The sequence below is a fragment of the Natrinema zhouii genome (assembly GCF_013456555.2).
In the GTDB taxonomy this organism is placed as follows: domain Archaea; phylum Halobacteriota; class Halobacteria; order Halobacteriales; family Natrialbaceae; genus Natrinema; species Natrinema zhouii.
The window spans coordinates 160,222-176,669 of record NZ_CP084885.1 but is presented as its reverse complement, the minus strand read 5'-3'; the positions used below and the strand labels follow the sequence as shown (position 1 = coordinate 176,669).

General features: G+C 55.5%; 22 protein-coding genes and 4 pseudogenes. 19 read left to right on the top strand and 7 right to left on the bottom strand.

Annotated elements, in window-relative coordinates; genetic code table 11:
- Positions 1–103: 103 nt before the first annotated feature.
- Both HYG81_RS45140 and HYG81_RS45135 read right to left on the bottom strand, forming a co-directional pair.
- Positions 104–572 (bottom strand): annotated as a pseudogene (locus tag HYG81_RS45140) (DUF7845 domain-containing protein); the annotation flags it as partial.
- A gap of 2 nt (positions 573–574) precedes the next feature.
- Positions 575–775 (bottom strand): hypothetical protein, encoded by a 201-nt coding sequence (locus tag HYG81_RS45135; protein WP_226778880.1) that lies wholly within the window; start codon positions 773–775, stop codon positions 575–577.
- Between the two features lie 535 nt (positions 776–1,310).
- Here HYG81_RS45135 and HYG81_RS45130 point away from each other — a divergent pair.
- The 8 genes from HYG81_RS45130 to HYG81_RS45100 all read left to right on the top strand — a co-directional run bounded on the left by HYG81_RS45130 (position 1,311) and on the right by HYG81_RS45100 (position 4,246).
- Positions 1,311–1,658, top strand: a complete 348-nt coding sequence (locus tag HYG81_RS45130) for an SWIM zinc finger family protein (RefSeq protein ID WP_226778767.1) — start codon at positions 1,311–1,313, stop codon at positions 1,656–1,658.
- A gap of 123 nt (positions 1,659–1,781) precedes the next feature.
- Positions 1,782–2,426 (top strand): hypothetical protein, encoded by a 645-nt coding sequence (locus HYG81_RS45125; RefSeq protein ID WP_226778766.1) that lies wholly within the window; start codon positions 1,782–1,784, stop codon positions 2,424–2,426.
- The gene (locus HYG81_RS45120) at positions 2,423–2,887 is read left to right on the top strand and encodes a hypothetical protein (protein WP_226778765.1); all 465 of its coding nucleotides are present in this window, start codon (positions 2,423–2,425) and stop codon (positions 2,885–2,887) included. Before HYG81_RS45125 ends, HYG81_RS45120 begins: the two co-directional genes overlap by 4 nt.
- Entirely contained in the window at positions 2,887–3,231 is a 345-nt protein-coding gene (locus HYG81_RS45115; protein WP_226778764.1) for a hypothetical protein, read from the top strand. Before HYG81_RS45120 ends, HYG81_RS45115 begins: the two co-directional genes overlap by 1 nt.
- Positions 3,232–3,338: 107 nt before the next feature.
- Positions 3,339–3,662, top strand: a complete 324-nt coding sequence (locus HYG81_RS45110) for a DUF8118 domain-containing protein (RefSeq protein ID WP_226778763.1) — start codon at positions 3,339–3,341, stop codon at positions 3,660–3,662.
- Positions 3,659–3,835 (top strand): hypothetical protein, encoded by a 177-nt coding sequence (locus HYG81_RS45105; RefSeq protein ID WP_226778762.1) that lies wholly within the window; start codon positions 3,659–3,661, stop codon positions 3,833–3,835. Before HYG81_RS45110 ends, HYG81_RS45105 begins: the two co-directional genes overlap by 4 nt.
- Positions 3,835–4,002: a DUF7563 family protein gene (locus HYG81_RS46055; protein WP_425607589.1), complete on the top strand. Its 168-nt coding sequence runs from the start codon at positions 3,835–3,837 to the stop codon at positions 4,000–4,002. The genes HYG81_RS45105 and HYG81_RS46055 overlap by 1 nt, the downstream gene beginning before the upstream one ends.
- Positions 3,992–4,246, top strand: a complete 255-nt coding sequence (locus HYG81_RS45100) for a HalOD1 output domain-containing protein (RefSeq protein WP_226778761.1) — start codon at positions 3,992–3,994, stop codon at positions 4,244–4,246. Before HYG81_RS46055 ends, HYG81_RS45100 begins: the two co-directional genes overlap by 11 nt.
- Before the next feature lie 125 nt (positions 4,247–4,371).
- On the opposite strand, the gene HYG81_RS45095 is transcribed toward HYG81_RS45100, so the two are convergent.
- Positions 4,372–4,764 (bottom strand): response regulator, encoded by a 393-nt coding sequence (locus tag HYG81_RS45095; protein WP_226778760.1) that lies wholly within the window; start codon positions 4,762–4,764, stop codon positions 4,372–4,374.
- Between the two features lie 121 nt (positions 4,765–4,885).
- The gene (locus HYG81_RS45090; RefSeq protein WP_226778759.1) at positions 4,886–5,710 is read right to left on the bottom strand and encodes an IS5 family transposase; all 825 of its coding nucleotides are present in this window, start codon (positions 5,708–5,710) and stop codon (positions 4,886–4,888) included.
- Between the two features lie 44 nt (positions 5,711–5,754).
- Between HYG81_RS45090 and HYG81_RS45085 the strand changes: the two genes are divergently transcribed.
- The 4 genes from HYG81_RS45085 (at position 5,755) to HYG81_RS45070 (ending at position 7,444) form a co-directional block, all read left to right on the top strand.
- Positions 5,755–6,297, top strand: a complete 543-nt coding sequence (locus tag HYG81_RS45085) for a TATA-box-binding protein (RefSeq protein WP_226778878.1) — start codon at positions 5,755–5,757, stop codon at positions 6,295–6,297.
- 61 nt (positions 6,298–6,358) lie between these two features.
- A complete protein-coding gene (locus HYG81_RS45080; protein ID WP_226778758.1) occupies positions 6,359–6,736 on the top strand; it encodes a hypothetical protein in 378 nt (125 codons plus the stop codon).
- Between the two features lie 97 nt (positions 6,737–6,833).
- Positions 6,834–7,043 (top strand): DUF8129 domain-containing protein, encoded by a 210-nt coding sequence (locus HYG81_RS45075; protein WP_226778757.1) that lies wholly within the window; start codon positions 6,834–6,836, stop codon positions 7,041–7,043.
- A gap of 77 nt (positions 7,044–7,120) precedes the next feature.
- The gene (locus tag HYG81_RS45070) at positions 7,121–7,444 is read left to right on the top strand and encodes a hypothetical protein (RefSeq protein WP_226778756.1); all 324 of its coding nucleotides are present in this window, start codon (positions 7,121–7,123) and stop codon (positions 7,442–7,444) included.
- 375 nt (positions 7,445–7,819) lie between these two features.
- Here HYG81_RS45070 and HYG81_RS46050 read toward each other — a convergent pair.
- Positions 7,820–7,902: pseudogene (locus HYG81_RS46050) on the bottom strand (IS5/IS1182 family transposase); the annotation flags it as partial.
- 109 nt (positions 7,903–8,011) lie between these two features.
- Here HYG81_RS46050 and HYG81_RS45065 point away from each other — a divergent pair.
- The 4 genes from HYG81_RS45065 (at position 8,012) to HYG81_RS45050 (ending at position 11,937) form a co-directional block, all read left to right on the top strand.
- A complete protein-coding gene (locus HYG81_RS45065) occupies positions 8,012–9,163 on the top strand; it encodes a hypothetical protein (RefSeq protein WP_226778755.1) in 1,152 nt (383 codons plus the stop codon).
- A 188-nt stretch (positions 9,164–9,351) separates the two neighbouring features.
- Complete coding sequence (locus HYG81_RS45060; protein ID WP_226778754.1) at positions 9,352–9,678, top strand: hypothetical protein; 327 nt, start codon at positions 9,352–9,354, stop codon at positions 9,676–9,678.
- A 166-nt stretch (positions 9,679–9,844) separates the two neighbouring features.
- Positions 9,845–10,852 carry a DUF6610 family protein gene (locus tag HYG81_RS45055; RefSeq protein ID WP_226778753.1) on the top strand — a complete coding sequence of 336 codons (1,008 nt, stop codon included), beginning with the start codon at positions 9,845–9,847 and terminating at the stop codon, positions 10,850–10,852.
- A 107-nt stretch (positions 10,853–10,959) separates the two neighbouring features.
- Positions 10,960–11,937 carry a DUF955 domain-containing protein gene (locus tag HYG81_RS45050; protein ID WP_226778752.1) on the top strand — a complete coding sequence of 326 codons (978 nt, stop codon included), beginning with the start codon at positions 10,960–10,962 and terminating at the stop codon, positions 11,935–11,937.
- 236 nt (positions 11,938–12,173) lie between these two features.
- Here the strand turns inward: HYG81_RS45050 and HYG81_RS45045 are convergent, their stop codons facing one another.
- On the bottom strand, positions 12,174–13,343 hold the full coding sequence (locus HYG81_RS45045) for an ISH3 family transposase (protein WP_226778751.1): 1,170 nt from the start codon (positions 13,341–13,343) through the stop codon (positions 12,174–12,176).
- A 184-nt stretch (positions 13,344–13,527) separates the two neighbouring features.
- Here HYG81_RS45045 and HYG81_RS45040 point away from each other — a divergent pair, with 184 nt between their 5' ends.
- The 3 genes and pseudogenes from HYG81_RS45040 to HYG81_RS45030 all read left to right on the top strand — a co-directional run.
- A complete protein-coding gene (locus tag HYG81_RS45040; RefSeq protein WP_226778750.1) occupies positions 13,528–14,115 on the top strand; it encodes a PH domain-containing protein in 588 nt (195 codons plus the stop codon).
- A gap of 777 nt (positions 14,116–14,892) precedes the next feature.
- Positions 14,893–15,138: pseudogene (locus HYG81_RS45035) on the top strand (HVO_A0114 family putative DNA-binding protein); the annotation flags it as partial.
- A gap of 350 nt (positions 15,139–15,488) precedes the next feature.
- A pseudogene (locus HYG81_RS45030) lies at positions 15,489–15,702 on the top strand (IS5/IS1182 family transposase); the annotation flags it as partial.
- 90 nt (positions 15,703–15,792) lie between these two features.
- Here the strand turns inward: HYG81_RS45030 and HYG81_RS45025 are convergent.
- Entirely contained in the window at positions 15,793–16,365 is a 573-nt protein-coding gene (locus HYG81_RS45025; RefSeq protein WP_226778749.1) for a metal-dependent hydrolase, read from the bottom strand.
- Between the last annotated feature and the right edge of the window lie 83 nt (positions 16,366–16,448).

Below are 16,448 nucleotides of genomic sequence, written 5' to 3'. Positions count from 1 at the left end.
TTAGTTAGGAGACAGATCGCGTGACAGCGGCGGCTTATCGAGGCTACTTTTCGAAAGGAGTGAGGAGGAAACGGCTGTGCACACCAAAACCTCTTCATCTCGAATCTGGGTGAACCCGCTCGCTGGCGTGATCAAACAGCCGCGAAGAACTTCGACAGGAGCTCGAGACCGCGGTCGGGTTCGATGTTGCTCGTGTGGATCTCGACGTCGACGCCGTTGACCTCGCCGACTTGGTTCTCCCAGGGGAGCTGTAGCCGCTCGCCGCTTTCCCAGTGGCGCATGTTCGGAAACCGCGGGCCGATGTTGTACGACGCCTTCTGCTCGCCTCGCCCACGGCCCACGATATCCCACTCGTAGAGCCGTTCGACGTTAATCCTATCCGACAGTCGCGGTGCGAACTCGGACTTGCTGTAGTGGACCTCCAAGTGCCAGGGCTCGCTGTCGATCTCGAGGCAGCCCTCGAAGGGCGGCCCGAGTATCACTGATGACAGCGCGTCGTAGGGTCCGCGGCCCCAGTCGGGCCACTTCCAGCGGCCCTCAATTTCGTGCGGCGTCGTCTCGACTTGTGACACCGCTACTCACCCCGCTCGCGCTCTTGTTCGCTCTCGAGCAAGCCGGTGAGCACTGCCACGGGGTTCCACCACGTCGCACCCTCGCACGGGTAGCAGACGTGCTTGAAAGATGTGCAGTCCGTAGCCTCGAGAGTAGAAGTGACGATCGCATCCACGACGTCGTACCAGCCATCGGCAAGCTGGCACGATCGCTTCACTGGCACGTACTAAGTGTCCGTCTACCCAAACATAAATCCAGACTGGGGATCGGTCGAAGCTGAAGTCTCAACGCTCGAGTCATCCTCGAGGTCGCAGAAACCGTCTGCAGTGATCTCGGGGAGTAATACGACCTGTTGACGAACGACGAGTGAAAGAGCGGCGAGGTCGCACTCTTGTCGCGGGGACCAAAGCCGATCGTCTGAATTGAAAGCCTCGCGAAGAGCGCTCAGCCGGTGGCGTTGTTCGCTCCCTGAAGGGGGTAGAGGGATCAAAGACGATGCAAACTGCCAGCAGGATCACAAACCCACTAGCCGTTGAGTTCACCACCGAACCTGATTCTTCCGTTGAGCATTCTCGCTTTGACGTATTCGACGCGCCTGAGTACACTAACACGAGCTGTGACTACTGCGGGAAGTTCGGACTTGTTCCGACCCAGAGCTGTGAAACTGCCTGTGATCTTGACGTTCAACTGATCTGCTCCGACTGCGAGAGCGCGTAATTCGAGATGATTGACCAGTCTAGCGGTAGTTACACCTGACCATGTCTACATCATCATCAGCACATCCGATCGAGCGACTTGAACCGACCCAGCGGACGCTCCGGCGCGCCCAGTACGAAGCCTTCGAGTTCGAACTTGTCGCGCAGGGCGTCCTCGTTCGCAACGCCAGCCATGCAAATCCCGAGGATCACGAGTATCTGGTCACGATCGAGGACGGCTTGCCGCACAGCTGTCCGTGTCCAGCAGACGAACACTACCAGGGCGCGTGCAAACACCGGGTTGCAGTCGCGATCCGAACGTCTGTTCTCGAGGCTGTACGTAACGCACAGCGGATTTGCGAACTCGAGGCCTGCGGGTTGCAGGGCACAGAGAATCCATCAGTGCCGTAAGTTACCCCACGGGCAGAGATGACTCTAAATCGTGGGGTAACTCTGTCAGAGTCGACCGGCATCCGCACGAACATACCGCACGTGGTGTTGTTGCACCCTCGAGAGGGATGGAGGGTATCACAGATGTCACGAGCAGACGAGACAGCAGCACAACCAACGGAAACACCCGATAACGAGCAGTCAACCGACTGCACGACGCCGCTTCCACGACGGTTCCTCGCGACTGCCAGTGGGCCGGTCACCCGGATCACTGATTATAGTGCCGAGACGACCGAGCGTATTCGCGCCGACATCTCGATCGAGTACTCGATCGAAACGCTCGAAGAGTTCGCCACGTTCTGGAGCTTCCGCGATTACCGCAGCTGGAAGCGAGCGGCTCTCGAGGCTCTCCTCGAGAGACAGGAACCCGACGCTGTGACGTATGCCGTCGACGAGGATGACCTTGAAGAGTGGGACATCACGGTCGACGGACGTGTTGAGGCATTTGCGGGACTCGTCGAGACGATGGCCGACTACACAGGACGAGATCCTTCTTGTCGAGATACGATCCCTCATCAGATTGCAGCTCGGATCAACGGTCTCACCGATGGTCGCCAGACAACTGACGACGTTCTCACGGAGTTTGCTGACGAGCTGCACCGGGCAGAGTTGTGGGGGCTTGGAGCGCACCTTGCGCTCCTGAACGTCAGACACGCCCACCACGAGCCGATTGAACAGCAGGCCGCAACGCTTGCTCGCACTCTCAGTGACGACGAGGTGAGCCGATGAGCGAACAGTCGATCAAACTTGGTGACGTCTGCTTGGATCTTGCACAGGGGCGGCCAGTGCACGTGGTCACCGATACTGGACAGACGGTAGCCGAGTGGTCCGAAGTGAACAACTACAATCTGTTAGATAACTATGGGAACTCACGATTCGACACAACCAATGACGATCGCGTGTTCGATGTCGTCTACTGTTCAAATCTGAAGTCCAGGCCCTCGAAAACCTACGCGTATCCCGAGTCACGACTTGGTCGCATCGAAAGTGAAGCAGCTGATGCTGGCCGCCAGGTCGCCGATCGGGTGGTCGTCACCGCCCTTGAGAAGTTGTTCGAACGAGCAGCCACGGACGACGATGGAGCCGTGGCCCTCCTCGAGCGCTATGCCACCGACGTGGGATATGAGGACGAGGCCGCTGAAGCGCGTGAACTGGATGAGGTCGATCGGATCATCGGAGGTGAGACGTGATGGTGGCCGATCTGCTGACGTACGTCGACGAGATTGACGCACCCGAGGACACGCTCACCGAATCGCAAGTGTGGGCGCTTCGTCAGGGCATGCAGGCGGCGATCGATCGCGGTGACGAGAGTCTCTCACTCCCGTCGAGAGCGCTCTCACCGGGTCGATGGCATCATTGGGGCATCGGCGTCTCTGTCTGGCTCCACGACAGCGGCGTCGTCGTCCTCCAGAAGGATGGGAACACGATTGTGGCCGATATCTCGATGCTCGAGCACGTTTCGCTGGTACTGGCGGGCACCCACGGAAAGGTCGGACAAATCACACGTGTGGATCCGAGCGGAGGCGAGACGTGAGGTTCGGTTCCTTGGACTCCCTCCATCGCAGGCTCCACAGCGACCGATTCGACCGTGACAGCACGTAGTGTTGTTCCACCCTTGAGAGGGGTGGAGGGTTTGAACCGATGAACCAGTTCAGAACCATCGATCGAGTGGTACAGCGATCCGAATATTACGAAACTGACACGGGCCGAAAACTGCGCCTGCGTGCGGAAGCCGAGGTGACTGCTCGTACAGAGCAGGTGGTTCCCGACGGCGGAACCGTAGCCGCCGAGGCTACTCAGAGTGAGTCCGAGAAATCGACGTACACGCGGCATGTCGAACCGCCGGAACAGGGCGGGAAGGCGTACGTCCGATGTACGTACTGCGAACGCGAGCTGCTGGTCGAACTCGGTGGACGGGACAACCTGTCGCATGCGCCTGGCTGCCCGGAGCGTGAGTCGCGATGAGTGAATCCGTCGACAGCTGGCCTGACGAGAGGGTGCAGGCCGAACTCGAAGCAGTGCTGGCCGATCTGCGAACGCTCGAGGAGCACCTGGCCGAGCCGTTGACTCTCGCAGATGCAATCGCTGAACTCGAGACGACGCGTGCCATGTACGAACATACGGCTGTGGAGGCCTGATGATGCCTGAGTGTTCGAACTGTGGCGCGCACGTCACAGAACAGTACAAGCGGGTATTTGCGGACAACACCGGAACGCTCCACGCTTGTCCGAACTGCCGAACCCAGCGCGCGAGATTTTCAGGAGCAGGGGCCGGGCTAGCGGAGGAGGTGAATCATGGAAACTAGGCAACTTGAATACGCGTGGTCGGAAACGCCGCCGAGCATTGCAATTATCGAAGCGATCGCAAGTCTCGAAAACTGCCCGTCAACCGAGTTGGGACCAACCCACGGGATCGTCTTGTCCGACACGATCGACCCTGAGGCGCTCGATCGTCTCGTCACAACCGGCGAATCGGTGTCGGTCGCGTTCTCAGTCGGTGAGTATGACGTCAAACTCACCGAGAAGATGCTGCTCGTTCGTGCCACCTGAACCACGAACGCTCGATCAGCAGTGAGTCGTGCGGACTGTAGACTCTGTCTTAGTTTCGATTGACTCTGTTGAAATCCTATTCTTCATATGTATTTTACTGTGAAATAAATGCTCACTACACATGCTTATTGAGCGGTGAGGTATGGTCGGAGCAGTTCAACGTACATCTCGGGATCTGTTGGCTTCTCGATGATTTGGTCTGCCCGTGATACCGGTGCATTCTCGGACTGCATTTCTGGTTCCGAGCTTGTCATTACGACGACAGGGAGGGGTGGAGTGACTGACTTAGCAACGTCCAATATCTCTTTGCCGGTCGTCTGAGAGAGCCGCCAATCGAGCAGCACCACATCCGGGCGGGGTGTATCCTTGTACTCGTTTCGCTGATGGATGATATCAAGTGCCTCATCCTTGGTATTCACAGTATGGATAGTCGGGGTCAGTTCTGAGACGAAGAGTGCCTCCTCAATGAACCGAATATCCCCCGGATTGTCATCGATGACGAACAGATCCCCACTCATCGCAACTCTTCCATTGGAACACCCAATGCAATAGCTCCTTATGGATGTTTCGAGGTGTTATGAATACAACAGAATTGCAGATTCTATATTGCTGCCGTGTTGAATAGCTGCTGAATCACGGTTAGAGTGGCTCACAGAGCGGTTCTATATTGACGATGGCGAACATGAGGACGATCTCACGAAACTGTCGATACCAGCCCAGCGCTCGCACGGCGTCGCCGTGCGAGCGCTTCGTCGTTGAGTAGGAAGTTTCGGCCATCCAGCGCTGTGAGTAGCCTTTTGCCCGGATGAGCGCGTTATGTCCTACCGTGAGTGGTCTCGATCCACGTTGTAAGATGAGCGGTTCGACACCGAGCGCATAGAATTCGTACTTGGTGTGCCAGTTGTGGAAGGCTTTGTCAGCCGAGACGGACAGCAGGTCGTCCGCGTTCCGGCGGACGACCTGCGGCCCAGTCTTCGTATCGTGTTTCCATCGTGCTGAGATATGCACATCGAGAACAGCGAGTGATTCTATATCGGTTAATGTCGTCACTTTCAGCGTCTGCACGTCGCTTCCAGACCGCTGGCGGTAGTACGAGGAGGCTGAGCGGCGGTCGAAGAACGTACTGTCGAGAGCTGCGTGACCAGACTGCGGGTGTTGCTGCGCTGAAACGCGCAGCAACGCCCGCCATACCCACATTTTGAGACGGTCGAACGATTTGTAGATCGTGGTGAACTCAGGAAGATCGTCTCGGTCTAAGCCGAGCACGTCACGAATCTCGGTCATGTACTTCAGCCGATTCGGCGTTTCACGGTAGCTGTGGCCGTCTTCGAGTCGGAAACAGTGCAGAACGACGTGCACCCAGCGGGCGAACCCGCCGCTGGCGGGCTCGCCCGCGTGCTTCCCCAACGCTTGTTTGGCTAGGTGTCGACACTGCTCAACGAAGTCGAGGAGATCGACTTCCATAGGTCAGAATCGATTTCCTCGGCTTCGCCCTTCTAACCCGCGATATCAGCCGATTAGATCGCTATTCAACACGGCACCTTGAGCAGGAACTCAATCTCGAAACCCTTGCTGACGATCTCGAAGACGTCTCATACGACCCAGAGCAATTTCCGGGGTTGGTTTATCGAACGACCGATCCGAAGGCAGCGTCGCTGCTCTTTCGATCGGGCAAACTCGTCTGTACTGGTGCCTCATCAATTGATAATCTCGAAGAGGCAGTCCGGATCACGGTCGAAAAGTTTCGGTCGTTAGGCATTGCGGTGCCAGCTGACCCAGAGGTGACGGTCCAAAATATCGTAACGAGTGGTGATTTCGGCACTCGCCTCAATCTTAATGCGATCGCGATCGGCCTTGGGTTAGAAGCAGTCGAGTACGAACCAGAACAATTCCCGGGGTTGGTCTATCGATTGGACGAGCCGGATGTCGTCGCCTTACTGTTCGGCAGCGGCAAACTCGTGATTACAGGTGGTGAACACCCGACAGACGCAGAAGCAGCGATTGAGACGGTTCAGACACGGTTACTCGAGCTCGAGCTCCTGGAGACGTGACCTGCGTGGGGGAAGATCAACAATCGAGAATGATTATCACTCTAAAACACCAACACGAGTCATGGACGACGTGAACGTCTCTGATGAAGAGTATCCGCAAGAACTCTTAGACGCACACTATATCGAGGATAGCAGGCTTCACCATCCTGCCGATAATGTGATTCACGGTCTTGAGGCCCTCCTAATCGAAGAAGGGGTGTTTCAGGAAATGAGCCCTGGAGAGTTCCCAGCCTGTGATCGGTGGGGAAAAATGTCAGAATACATCAAGCCCCGCTCACAAGAAGAGCTATATCAGGAAATGCGGCAGCACGATGAACCCGTGGTCAGTTCTGTTGCAAAGTATATTAATCCAGAGTGGAAGCCACAAACCAAATATACGTTCGAGATCATCCAAATGGCTACCTCTCCCGGATATAGTGAATTCCATGAGACTGAATAATTTCAGAAAAGAATCAACCGTTGGATCGACTGATACCACACCAACGTAAGCAGTTGGTGGTGTTGTTTCTCTCCTCAAGGGGTGAGAGGATCCCACAATGTTAGATACCGACCAGACTGACGAGCCACTGACGCCCCAGCAGCGCCTCGAGTCGTCGAATCCCCGGATCATTGATGCGGGAGTCGCGACGATCACCGACATGGAGACACTGCAGGCGTGTGTCGCCTACGAAAACAAGCACCAACAACGCCTTCCGATCCTCAAACTGCTAGCCCAGCGAGCTGAAAAACTTCGTGAGGAGTCGTGACTGGTCCACCGATTGCGACGCCTGCGAAGATTTGAGAGTGTTGTTTGCACCCTCGAGAGGGGAGGAGGGTTTTACAGATGACAGATCGACCCGAGATCACGATCCAACAGCAGACAGCGTTCACCGCTGACGGCGGACTCGAACCGACCGAAGAAAGCGTTGCGACCTCTCTCGAGGATTTCGGTGCTGACGTCAGCCATCGCGAGGTCGAAACACGACTCGATCGCCCCGTGGCCAGCGAGTTCGGTGTCGACGATCGCGTCGAAGTTCGATACTCGGAGGGCGACAATACCGACCAGACATCGCTGTTCGCGGAGACGGCCGACGACCAGCTGACGCTGACGGGCGAGGACGCCAGCGCACAGTTCCTCTTCGGTTCACCCGGTGAGAGTAATGACTGACCCTTCCGAGAGCACCCACAACGGCGGACGACAGGTCACATATCCAGACCCAAGAACACGCATACTCGCGCTAGCCGCAGCGACTCCCGATCCGCCAGTCAAAGGCGAATACACCCATGGTGATCCGTGTCCCCGCTGCGAGGCAGCGGTGTTGGCTGGTCGATTCACTGAAGAGGGTGAGCAGTTTCTCGAGTGCGAGCGGTGCCTGTACCGTTCCACAAGCGGGTGATACGCCGATGGCCTTGAATTACCTGCCGTGTTGAATAGGTGCTGAGTCATGGTTAGAGCGGCTCACAGAGCGGTTCTATGTTGGTGATTGCGAACATGAGGACGATTTCACGGCACCTGTATTTAAGAAGTTCTCTGAGGTACTATGGCGGGCTCGCCTGCGTGCTTCCCCAACCTTGTTTGGCTAACCGCTTACACTCCTGAACAAAGTCGAGGAGATCAACTTCCATAATCAAGAACTGATTTCCTCGTCTTCACCCTTCTAACCCGTAATCTCGACTGATTCGATCGCTATTCAACACGGCATATTTTCGGGCGGTTTGAATGTGAGGCACCACAATGATGTTGGAAGAGGAACGGTTAAAACCGTCCACTATCCCTTGCTATACAAGATCCATGCCTGGTAACGATGATGACGAAATTAGCCCCTCAGATTCGCTTCGCGACCATTTAGAGAAGCGTCGCAACCAAAACATCAACCAAATTTCTTATAGAGAATGTGTACAGGTACGAGAAGTTGGCCAAATTTATCGTGATAGCAACGTTGAGACACCCGCAGATGCAACTACCATTGTTTGTGGCAAATTAGGCATTGAGGCAGCAGAAACGCAGCGTCTCCTGTCACTGTATACCTGTATCTGCACTAAACCGGAAGAAAGTGTGGGTAACTTGGCCGCCACAGTCGGAAGGAAGTTTTACGGGGGAGAAGGTGTCGAAGAGCTGAGTGAAGAAGAAGACCGATCAGTAGACGAGGTCAGGGACGATATTCGTGCATTTGTTGGCTCATATATCCGTACAGGAATGCTGGACGAGGTAGACTTAGACCAATCGGTTCCCGATAATTCGTTCTACCCTTACGCCAAGATGTTTGATAGCGAGGATTTTATGCCGTTTACCAGTATCACTGAGGAGTTTGCTACTACCATCGCTACAATGCCGTCCATGACCAATACAATTGATGATTTCACGGCAATTGCCTCAAAACAAATGTCAGAAGAGTTCACTCAATCTCTTCTGGGTAGTCTCAAACCCATGGCGGAGTTCGAGGAATCACTTGCGGATACGCTTGCACTCTTCAAAGAGGAACATGCTGGAATCACTGATGAAATGGCTGCTGACCTTACAGCAGCTGCCAAGATGCCGACAGCGATACAAGGGGACCAAAAACTCGGATCCCAATTTCACGATCTCGAGTTTCACGAACCGAGAGCGCAGGAACTGAAAGACCGAGAAAGATTCGAGGATGAAGGAGCAAAAGCGATTGAGCAGGTCAGTAACGCTGATCCTGATACTGCTCGCGACGTGTACAGGAGTTGGTGGAACATCGCTAACTCAATTGCTCACGAAACCAGTGCACGGATCTCACCCGGCCACTTAGCCATGATTGCTGTTTTTGGAGTGATTATCGCATTCTTTTTCGGACACTGGGGGACGGGAGCTGTGTTCCTCTACCAAGTCATTAACAACTACTCCCGGATAAGTGACGAATAATCTGACTTTATATAGCCACTATCGGTGGTGCCATCAACGGGGCGGAATTACCCTGGAAGGAGAGAAATATCCGAAGAGTTCCGGCCCGAAGACGCACCGTTCGTCGTCTGGCAAGGCAAACCGAGTACGGACGGTGCAAGATCCGGCTCTGACCACCCTCTCCTGGAGGTACACTTCGATAACGGGGAGTGGAAGATGCTCAAGATTTCCGCCGCCATCCGATGGGGAACGAGACAGCCAGTATCGAGCTTCCAACGGAAGTTCTCGGTGGAGAGTCGTTCGAGACCGGAGCCGCCGCGTTCGAGCGAGCCTGTGAGCTTCTCCCCGACGATCCCCACTACTCTAGCGCACCAGCTAACCTAGAGGGCAGAGACGAACGAATCTGCCAGAAGTGGGGTCCCGCCGGAGCGATCAACTGCTCGGGTACGGCGGCCGCCAAGCGCTATCGCGAACAGCACGGGATGAAAGGCAAACACGGCGATGTCTGGCTCTTCTTCGGCTGGGCGTCCCATTGATCGACACCTCGCAAGCGGTTCTGTTGTTACACCTCCCCTCAGAAGTGAGGAGACTCGCGTTTCAGGCGTCATCACTCAAGTCGTAGTTACCCCACGTCCGCGCGGTCTCTCCTGATTTGTGGGGTAACGGACAGAGCGCCCAACGCGGGTTCCAGCACTCCATTTCATGTTACACTCAGCACACCCGACAGCGATCAGTGCCGACAGTGCCACCGAGATTCGAGCCGCTCGCCAGGCTGACTACGTCGCCTTTCTCCATCGAGTCCCGTTCGCGATCGACGCACTCTCCCTCGGCTACGTGACTGGGTTTCGTGAGGATTGCTCCTACCAGCATACACAGTACGGGACGCTCGAGTTGCCAGTCGGGATGCTCGACAACGACTTTCGCAATCCCGACCTCGAGCGATATCTCGAGCGCTTCAGAGAGTACGAGCCTCGCGTTGGCGTCCTCGGTGATGCTTACTCCATGGATGAGGCACACGAGTACGTTCGCGCTGCACGCGACCTTCAGGCAAGCTATCCCGAGTCCGAACTCGTGATCGTGCCGAAGTGCCGCGAGGCAATCGACGCAATTCCGGAGGATATCGTGCTCGGCTACCCGCGTGGGTACTCCGACCAACTCGCACACGAGTTTTCAGATCCGGCAGACTGGCGTGGCCGACGAGTCCACATCCTCGGTGGCAGTCCGCGAAAGCAGGTAAACGCGATCGAGGCACTCACTCGGCCAACGCTCTCCGGCGATCCACCGGCAGACATCGTGGGGCTCGATTGGAACGGCTTGCATCGTGGAGCCCAATTCGGCGAGTTCTGGTCAGCCGACGGCTGGGACGACAGCGGACGTGACGCCGATCACGTCACTGTCCGAAAGCTAGTTCGGCACAGCCTAGGTCGGATCAAATCCTTTTGGGAGACCCAGGGAATTTGGCCGGAGACACGACTCCACGACGAGAACATCACCCTCGAGTACGAGGGACCAACACCGAGCGACCTCTCAAGCGCGGCGTGTGCAGCCTGTGGAGCAAATGTCTGGACAACCGATCGTGGCCCGTTCGTAGCCGAGTACGATACTGGTGAGATCTGCGGGTACTGCTCGTACGACTGTTACTTCGATCATCGGTCGCAGAATCGACTCGAGGAGATCGTCGATGAACAGAGCGTTTTCATCCCGCCGTGAGCCAGTTTTCACTCGAAATCAGGTGTGCGATGAGAGTGGTGTTGTTGTGCCCCTGAGAGGGGTGAGGCGCTTTCGAGCAGGCGAGAGCGTCAACACAAGTGATTCCAATGGCAGTGACCACAGAGCGAGCAGCTTCGTTCACCGACACCGAGACGCGCAGCGACGAGATGAACAGTACGATCAAAACGTGGGTTGACGACCTTACCGACCTCGTCGACGATGCTGCGGCCAGTGAGGAGTTCAAAGCCTGGCTCGACGTACAGAGCCACTTCCACGACTACTCCTACCGAAATACGCTCCTCATCAAACAGCAGTGTCCCCACGCAACCCGCGTTGCAGGGTACAACACGTGGGCAAACGAGTTCGAGCGCTACGTCCAGGAAGGCGAGAGCGCAATCTGGATCTGGGCACCGATCATCACGAAACAGTGCCCCGAATGCGGAAACTCCCCGTCGTACCACGAAAATAGTGAGTGTGAATACGACGAGACGCAGCCCGAAGAGTGGTCGAAAGGGCTTGTCGGGTTCAAACCGACCGCTGTCTTCGATGTCTCGCAGACCGACGGAGAGCCGCTTCCTGATCTCGAAACCGAAGCATATGGTGATGCCAGTAATCTGGTGCCGGCCCTCCTCGAGAGTGCAGAGCAGTTGGACGTCGACGCACAGATTGTCTCCTCTGACGAGTGGAACTACGGGGAAGCGAAAGGAGTCTGCAAACAACGCTGTCCAATGACCATGCGCCCGCGAGTCGAAGTAAAAGATCGAGACAACCAAGCGGATCTCGCTGGGACACTCATCCACGAGTTCACCCACGCCTTGTTGCACTTTGATATTGAGGATCGTCATGAGCGGTCAAAACGCGAACTGGAAGCCGAAGCCGTTGCGTACGTCGTGGGGCGCTACTTCGAGCTGGATATGAGTGGATCAGCATTCTACCTCGCCGCGTGGCAGGGGGACGATCCCGAGGCGATCTCTGACCGGCTGGGGCGGATTAGCAACACGGCCCAAAAGCTAATCGATACGCTCGAACGAGAACTCGATCGTGTAGCGAAGACGAGGGAGGCAGAACAGGGTGAGTCAGAATGAGCGAGTCAGTGATCGAACGGTGAGTATCGCCCTGGAGATGGGGAGATCGTCATTACAAATATCAGTACCTCACAAAGCATCGCCAGTTAGCCTGACCTGAGTCACCTGTTCTGTCGTGATGAGTCGTCGATAGCGGTTGAACAACGCTAATCGAAGACGGAGCTGTCGCTGTCGGCGGCGGTCAGCCGCCGACGCGACAGCGTAGCCACTCACAAGGCGGCGTCCCCGGTCAGTGACTACCGGTGGAACCGGTCGTCAGGTGGCCGGTTTGCGGGGACGACCCGACGCACCGCGAGGGCCGTCCACGCAGCCCGGCGAACCATGTTGACGAACTCCTTGTATGGCCACCACCAGAGGCGACGCCCGCCTCGGCGGGGCGTCGCCACGTATTCGTAGTGCAGATACCGCCAAACGTTCTGTAGCAGCAGACTCACTACGACGTACAGCAGTCTGACCGTCGCGTCTCGCGTCGTTGTCGTCGCTATCGCTTGCTCGGACAAGCGATAGCTCGACTCAATACCGAAGCGTTTGCTGTGGTGGTATCGAGCGTCGCGTGGTGTCTCGATGAACGGCGCGTCAGCGGCGTAGCCGTGACGCGCCACGCCGTACTCGTCATATCGTCCGTTCAGGTACATACAGTCGATGTAGACGGGAAACTCGACGGTCCAGCTGTGACCGTCGAGTTTCCCTGTCAAGTCGTGTTGAATGATGCGACTCCACCCTTCCGAGAGTTCCTGCTGAATCGCCTCACCCCACCGGATGATCGGGACAACGTAGGCGTAGTTATGCGCCTGGAGCAGCGTGAGACACTTGCTGTCGTAGAATCCGCGATCAAGGTAGACGGCCTTGACTTCGGTGTCAAGGCCGTCGAGAACACCGAGGAACTCAGCGAGGACGCTGCTGGCGGTGTCGCCGTCTTCGAGACGGCGCACCGCCAGCGTGTAGCGTTTGTTCTTCACACGCGCGTAGAGTGTAGCGTAGGCGTGGAACGAAGTGGTTCCACGCTTCGCTTCCGAGTGGTAGAGAGCGTCTGTGTTGTCTTCGTCACCGTAGTAGGGACGCAGGTGGAGGTCTGCGCAGACCTCCACCTGCTCGGGGAGCAGTTCGACGACATCCTGCCGAAGGAGTGTGTTAGCGACTCGTTCGAGCTGTTCCGGCTCGAACTTCGTCCGCAGGTGGTAGAGGATCGTGTTCGCCGATGGCGAGTCTTCACTGGAGTTGCATAGCGTCGAGATCGAGGTCCCGTCGGCGGTTGCGCCGACGAGGACCTCGTAGATGTCCTCTGCATCGATTTCAGCGTTGTTGGCGAGGTTCAGAGAAACTTCCTCGTCAAGTCGGTTGACGAGGAAGTTAAGGAGCTGGTCTTCGTGGATTTCACTGTCTGCTTGCTGCTGGTGCTTGGACACATCTTCAGCAAGCAGACATTCTAACTAACCGGCTTTGTGAGGTACTGAATATAGGTATAGATAAGATCCCAGAAGAGAGAAAATCACACATGATAATACAAAAACGGAGACAGCACTGGGCACGCCGACGTGGCGTCCTCGACTGGCAGACGGATCCATACATATCCACAGAGCGTGAAACACAATGACGCTGAAAGCGCTGGTGCAACCACGAGAGAACGTCGAAGACGCAAACTGGCTCCATTTAACAGAGGAAGAAGAAGTGCAGTGGTCGGGGCGGCCGTCGCGATTCACGATCTTGTTCTCGATCATCGGTGGCCTGCTCTTCGCACTCGGTGGGATCGTTGGCACAGTGATCCTACTGTCAGTGCTTGCCGGGCAAGCGCTGCCGGCGTGGGTTGGATACCTCCCGCTCGTACTCACTGTGGTCGGCGCGGTGATCGTCGGGAAGACGTATTTAGAGTGGCTGCGGCTGCTGTACGTGATCACCGACGAAGAGATCTACGTCAAACACGGGCTCATCTCCCGAGACGTTACCCAGATCCGTCTCGATCGCGTCCAGAACACTGCCTACGAGCAAACGATCCTCGAGCGGGTACTCTCATTCGGCGATGTGCGCGTATACACCGCCGGGACGAGTACCGAAGACCTCACATTCCGAAATGTGCCGGGTCCCGTACGGATCAAATCGACGCTGACACGCCTTCTCAGCGAACAGAGACGGAGTGAGCACGAACTCACCTCACCGTCGACGCAACATAACCGGGAGTAATGACGCGCCATGGCCTACTCGGGCCGAAATCTACGGCGCGACAAACCTAGTGGCCATTCAGTAAGTTCCTACCCGGTTACGTAGCGAGTCTCACGGCAGACACGAGGAGGGGAGCACTCCGCTGCCAAGAATCGTCCTTATTTATCAGTTCCCTAACTGGGTACAGATTTACTGGATCGTCCACTAGGAGTAGTACTACTTGAACGCTATCCGCACAGAATCTAATTGTATTTAATGAGCCTACCATATCGGCAGAGAGGTTTTCACGGGGAGTACCCTGTATGTACTAAAATGGAGAGTTGCCGGAGTATATCTGGATGTCACAAGCTCTTACACACTTCGCTATCGGTGCAACTGGAATGACCGTTCTGGTTGCCCTTTTCCCTGGCCGCGTACAGATCTCCCGTACACTCATTTTACTGGGAGGTGTGTTTGCGTTAGTTCCAGACGCCTACAAGATTGCACCAACCTACGTTGGTGGGACAGAGGTGATCCATAACTCGACAATGGGGAATCTTTTCTGGCTCCATCAGCTGGTCGATGTATTTGACCCGGCTGACTCTTATCTTGTTACGACGATCGCGGTCGCCATGTGGATTGGAGTGACGATTACTGTAGAACTAATATATCTACTCCAAGCAGCATTTTTGAATAGCACCGCTGAACGCAGTAGTTGTGATCAGCTTAGCTAATAAACACGTGCCATTGGATAGAAGGGAGCGGGGCTATGTAGTCTCCCTGATTGCGCACTATTGACTCAATACAATTACTACACAGTACCTAGAACTGTTGGAAGCAATCTCCAAACACCAGCCCGAGAGCATCCGCGAAGTCGCTGACCTGGTGGAGCGAGACTACAAGCAAGTCCATTGGAACCCTTCCGAGCTTGAAAACATCGGTGTCATTGAGTTTAAAAACGGCGGACTTGGTCAGGCAAAGAGACCGAAACTGGCCTACGACGGTCTTGAAATTGATATCGCGTTTGCAGAATCGAACGGGAGTGTCGGTTCAGCGGCACACTGAAAGATCCTGTTCTTGGATATTCGAAAACCGAAGCCCTCGCTCTCTGTTCTCGCTACACGTGGTCGACGAATTACTCTGGTGCACCGATGTACTTTGCCCAGAAGTATCTGTGAGACGAATACACGCGCGTTTGAAACAATTGAAGCGGTAGCGCAGAGTCCTCTTCCTCAAGGAACGAGCGAAAGCCGTCGCCGACGTTGCTCACGCGACTTCTGACACGATTCGAAACCGATATCAAGAATGGGTCAATTCTATGGGACTTCAGAATTGATGTCTCTTCTCTGAAGATCCAAAATTAGAGTAGCTGTCGATGATTTCGGAGAATTTCCATGATTACTCCGTTTCTATCTCAGCTGAAGCAATCGGTCTTAGACAAGACGTACAACTGCCGAACACAGGTAGAACAAATGACACCGGCAGGGACTGCGGCCTCGAGACGCTCCGCGCCCGAGGCCGCGTCCACGCATGAGCGCAGGTCTACCTTGCTCTATCCTGGGGTCCGTCGTTGTTCTCACCAATTACGAACGGGGAGACAATCAGGAAAGTATGGTCATCACGGTATGAGACTGATTCTATGACATCCTCTAGTATGGCAATGCTCTGTCTCTCCAACTTCGATCTCTTTGGGGGCGTGCGAATAGTGCGCTGATACCCTCACTGGTGGTTCTCTTTTCGCCAAAGAAACGCGACGCCAGGCAAGCCATCAATTATCCAGAGCAAGAATACCAGTAGGTACGGTACCATGTAAATAGCGAGAAAGACAAAATGTTCGATAGTCAGCATCTCGTTGAAGAATGTCCTGAAGATTCTCCCAATTTGTCCAAACAATGTTGGTTCGCCTCGGTACGGCGGAAGCGTAACGATTGGCCAGAGAAGCCGATCGCCCGGTGAAACACCACGTTTTGGAACGGCGAGCATCGCATCACCAAGAAGATGCGACCAGTATCCCAGGACAAATGCGATACCGATATCCCGGCTTCTGAAAGCTGTTACACCGAGAATAAGCAGCCCAACGGGGACAGCAACGAGTATGGAGTGGGCGATCGAATAGCCTTGTGGAAAGAGATGGAGTCCCCATGAGAGCGTTTTATCTATGACATCCGGCAACTGAGTGCCGATCACTATTGCGAGAACGACTCCAAATCCGGCTGGCGGCTTACGTGTCACAAAACGATGGCCAAGTGAATACAGAACATAGCCGAAGGCGAGATGCCCCCATGGCATCATAATCGCATCACCAATCGAAGAGCACGGTAACGCAGAAATCGAGTAGCGGTAGAAATGACTGCAAAACCACTATCGTCTGATGG

Coding starts and splice junctions, on each gene's coding strand:
- HYG81_RS45130 (WP_226778767.1), top strand. CDS start 1,311: ATGTCTACATCATCATCAGCACATCCGATCGAGCGACTTGAACCGACC.
- HYG81_RS45125 (WP_226778766.1), top strand. CDS start 1,782: ATGTCACGAGCAGACGAGACAGCAGCACAACCAACGGAAACACCCGAT.
- HYG81_RS45120 (WP_226778765.1), top strand. CDS start 2,423: ATGAGCGAACAGTCGATCAAACTTGGTGACGTCTGCTTGGATCTTGCA.
- HYG81_RS45115 (WP_226778764.1), top strand. CDS start 2,887: ATGGTGGCCGATCTGCTGACGTACGTCGACGAGATTGACGCACCCGAG.
- HYG81_RS45110 (WP_226778763.1), top strand. CDS start 3,339: ATGAACCAGTTCAGAACCATCGATCGAGTGGTACAGCGATCCGAATAT.
- HYG81_RS45105 (WP_226778762.1), top strand. CDS start 3,659: ATGAGTGAATCCGTCGACAGCTGGCCTGACGAGAGGGTGCAGGCCGAA.
- HYG81_RS46055 (WP_425607589.1), top strand. CDS start 3,835: ATGATGCCTGAGTGTTCGAACTGTGGCGCGCACGTCACAGAACAGTAC.
- HYG81_RS45100 (WP_226778761.1), top strand. CDS start 3,992: ATGGAAACTAGGCAACTTGAATACGCGTGGTCGGAAACGCCGCCGAGC.
- HYG81_RS45095 (WP_226778760.1), bottom strand. CDS start 4,764: ATGAGTGGGGATCTGTTCGTCATCGATGACAATCCGGGGGATATTCGG.
- HYG81_RS45090 (WP_226778759.1), bottom strand. CDS start 5,710: ATGGAAGTCGATCTCCTCGACTTCGTTGAGCAGTGTCGACACCTAGCC.
- HYG81_RS45080 (WP_226778758.1), top strand. CDS start 6,359: ATGGACGACGTGAACGTCTCTGATGAAGAGTATCCGCAAGAACTCTTA.
- HYG81_RS45075 (WP_226778757.1), top strand. CDS start 6,834: ATGTTAGATACCGACCAGACTGACGAGCCACTGACGCCCCAGCAGCGC.
- HYG81_RS45070 (WP_226778756.1), top strand. CDS start 7,121: ATGACAGATCGACCCGAGATCACGATCCAACAGCAGACAGCGTTCACC.
- HYG81_RS45065 (WP_226778755.1), top strand. CDS start 8,012: ATGATGTTGGAAGAGGAACGGTTAAAACCGTCCACTATCCCTTGCTAT.
- HYG81_RS45055 (WP_226778753.1), top strand. CDS start 9,845: ATGTTACACTCAGCACACCCGACAGCGATCAGTGCCGACAGTGCCACC.
- HYG81_RS45050 (WP_226778752.1), top strand. CDS start 10,960: ATGGCAGTGACCACAGAGCGAGCAGCTTCGTTCACCGACACCGAGACG.
- HYG81_RS45040 (WP_226778750.1), top strand. CDS start 13,528: ATGACGCTGAAAGCGCTGGTGCAACCACGAGAGAACGTCGAAGACGCA.
- HYG81_RS45025 (WP_226778749.1), bottom strand. CDS start 16,365: ATGATGCCATGGGGGCATCTCGCCTTCGGCTATGTTCTGTATTCACTT.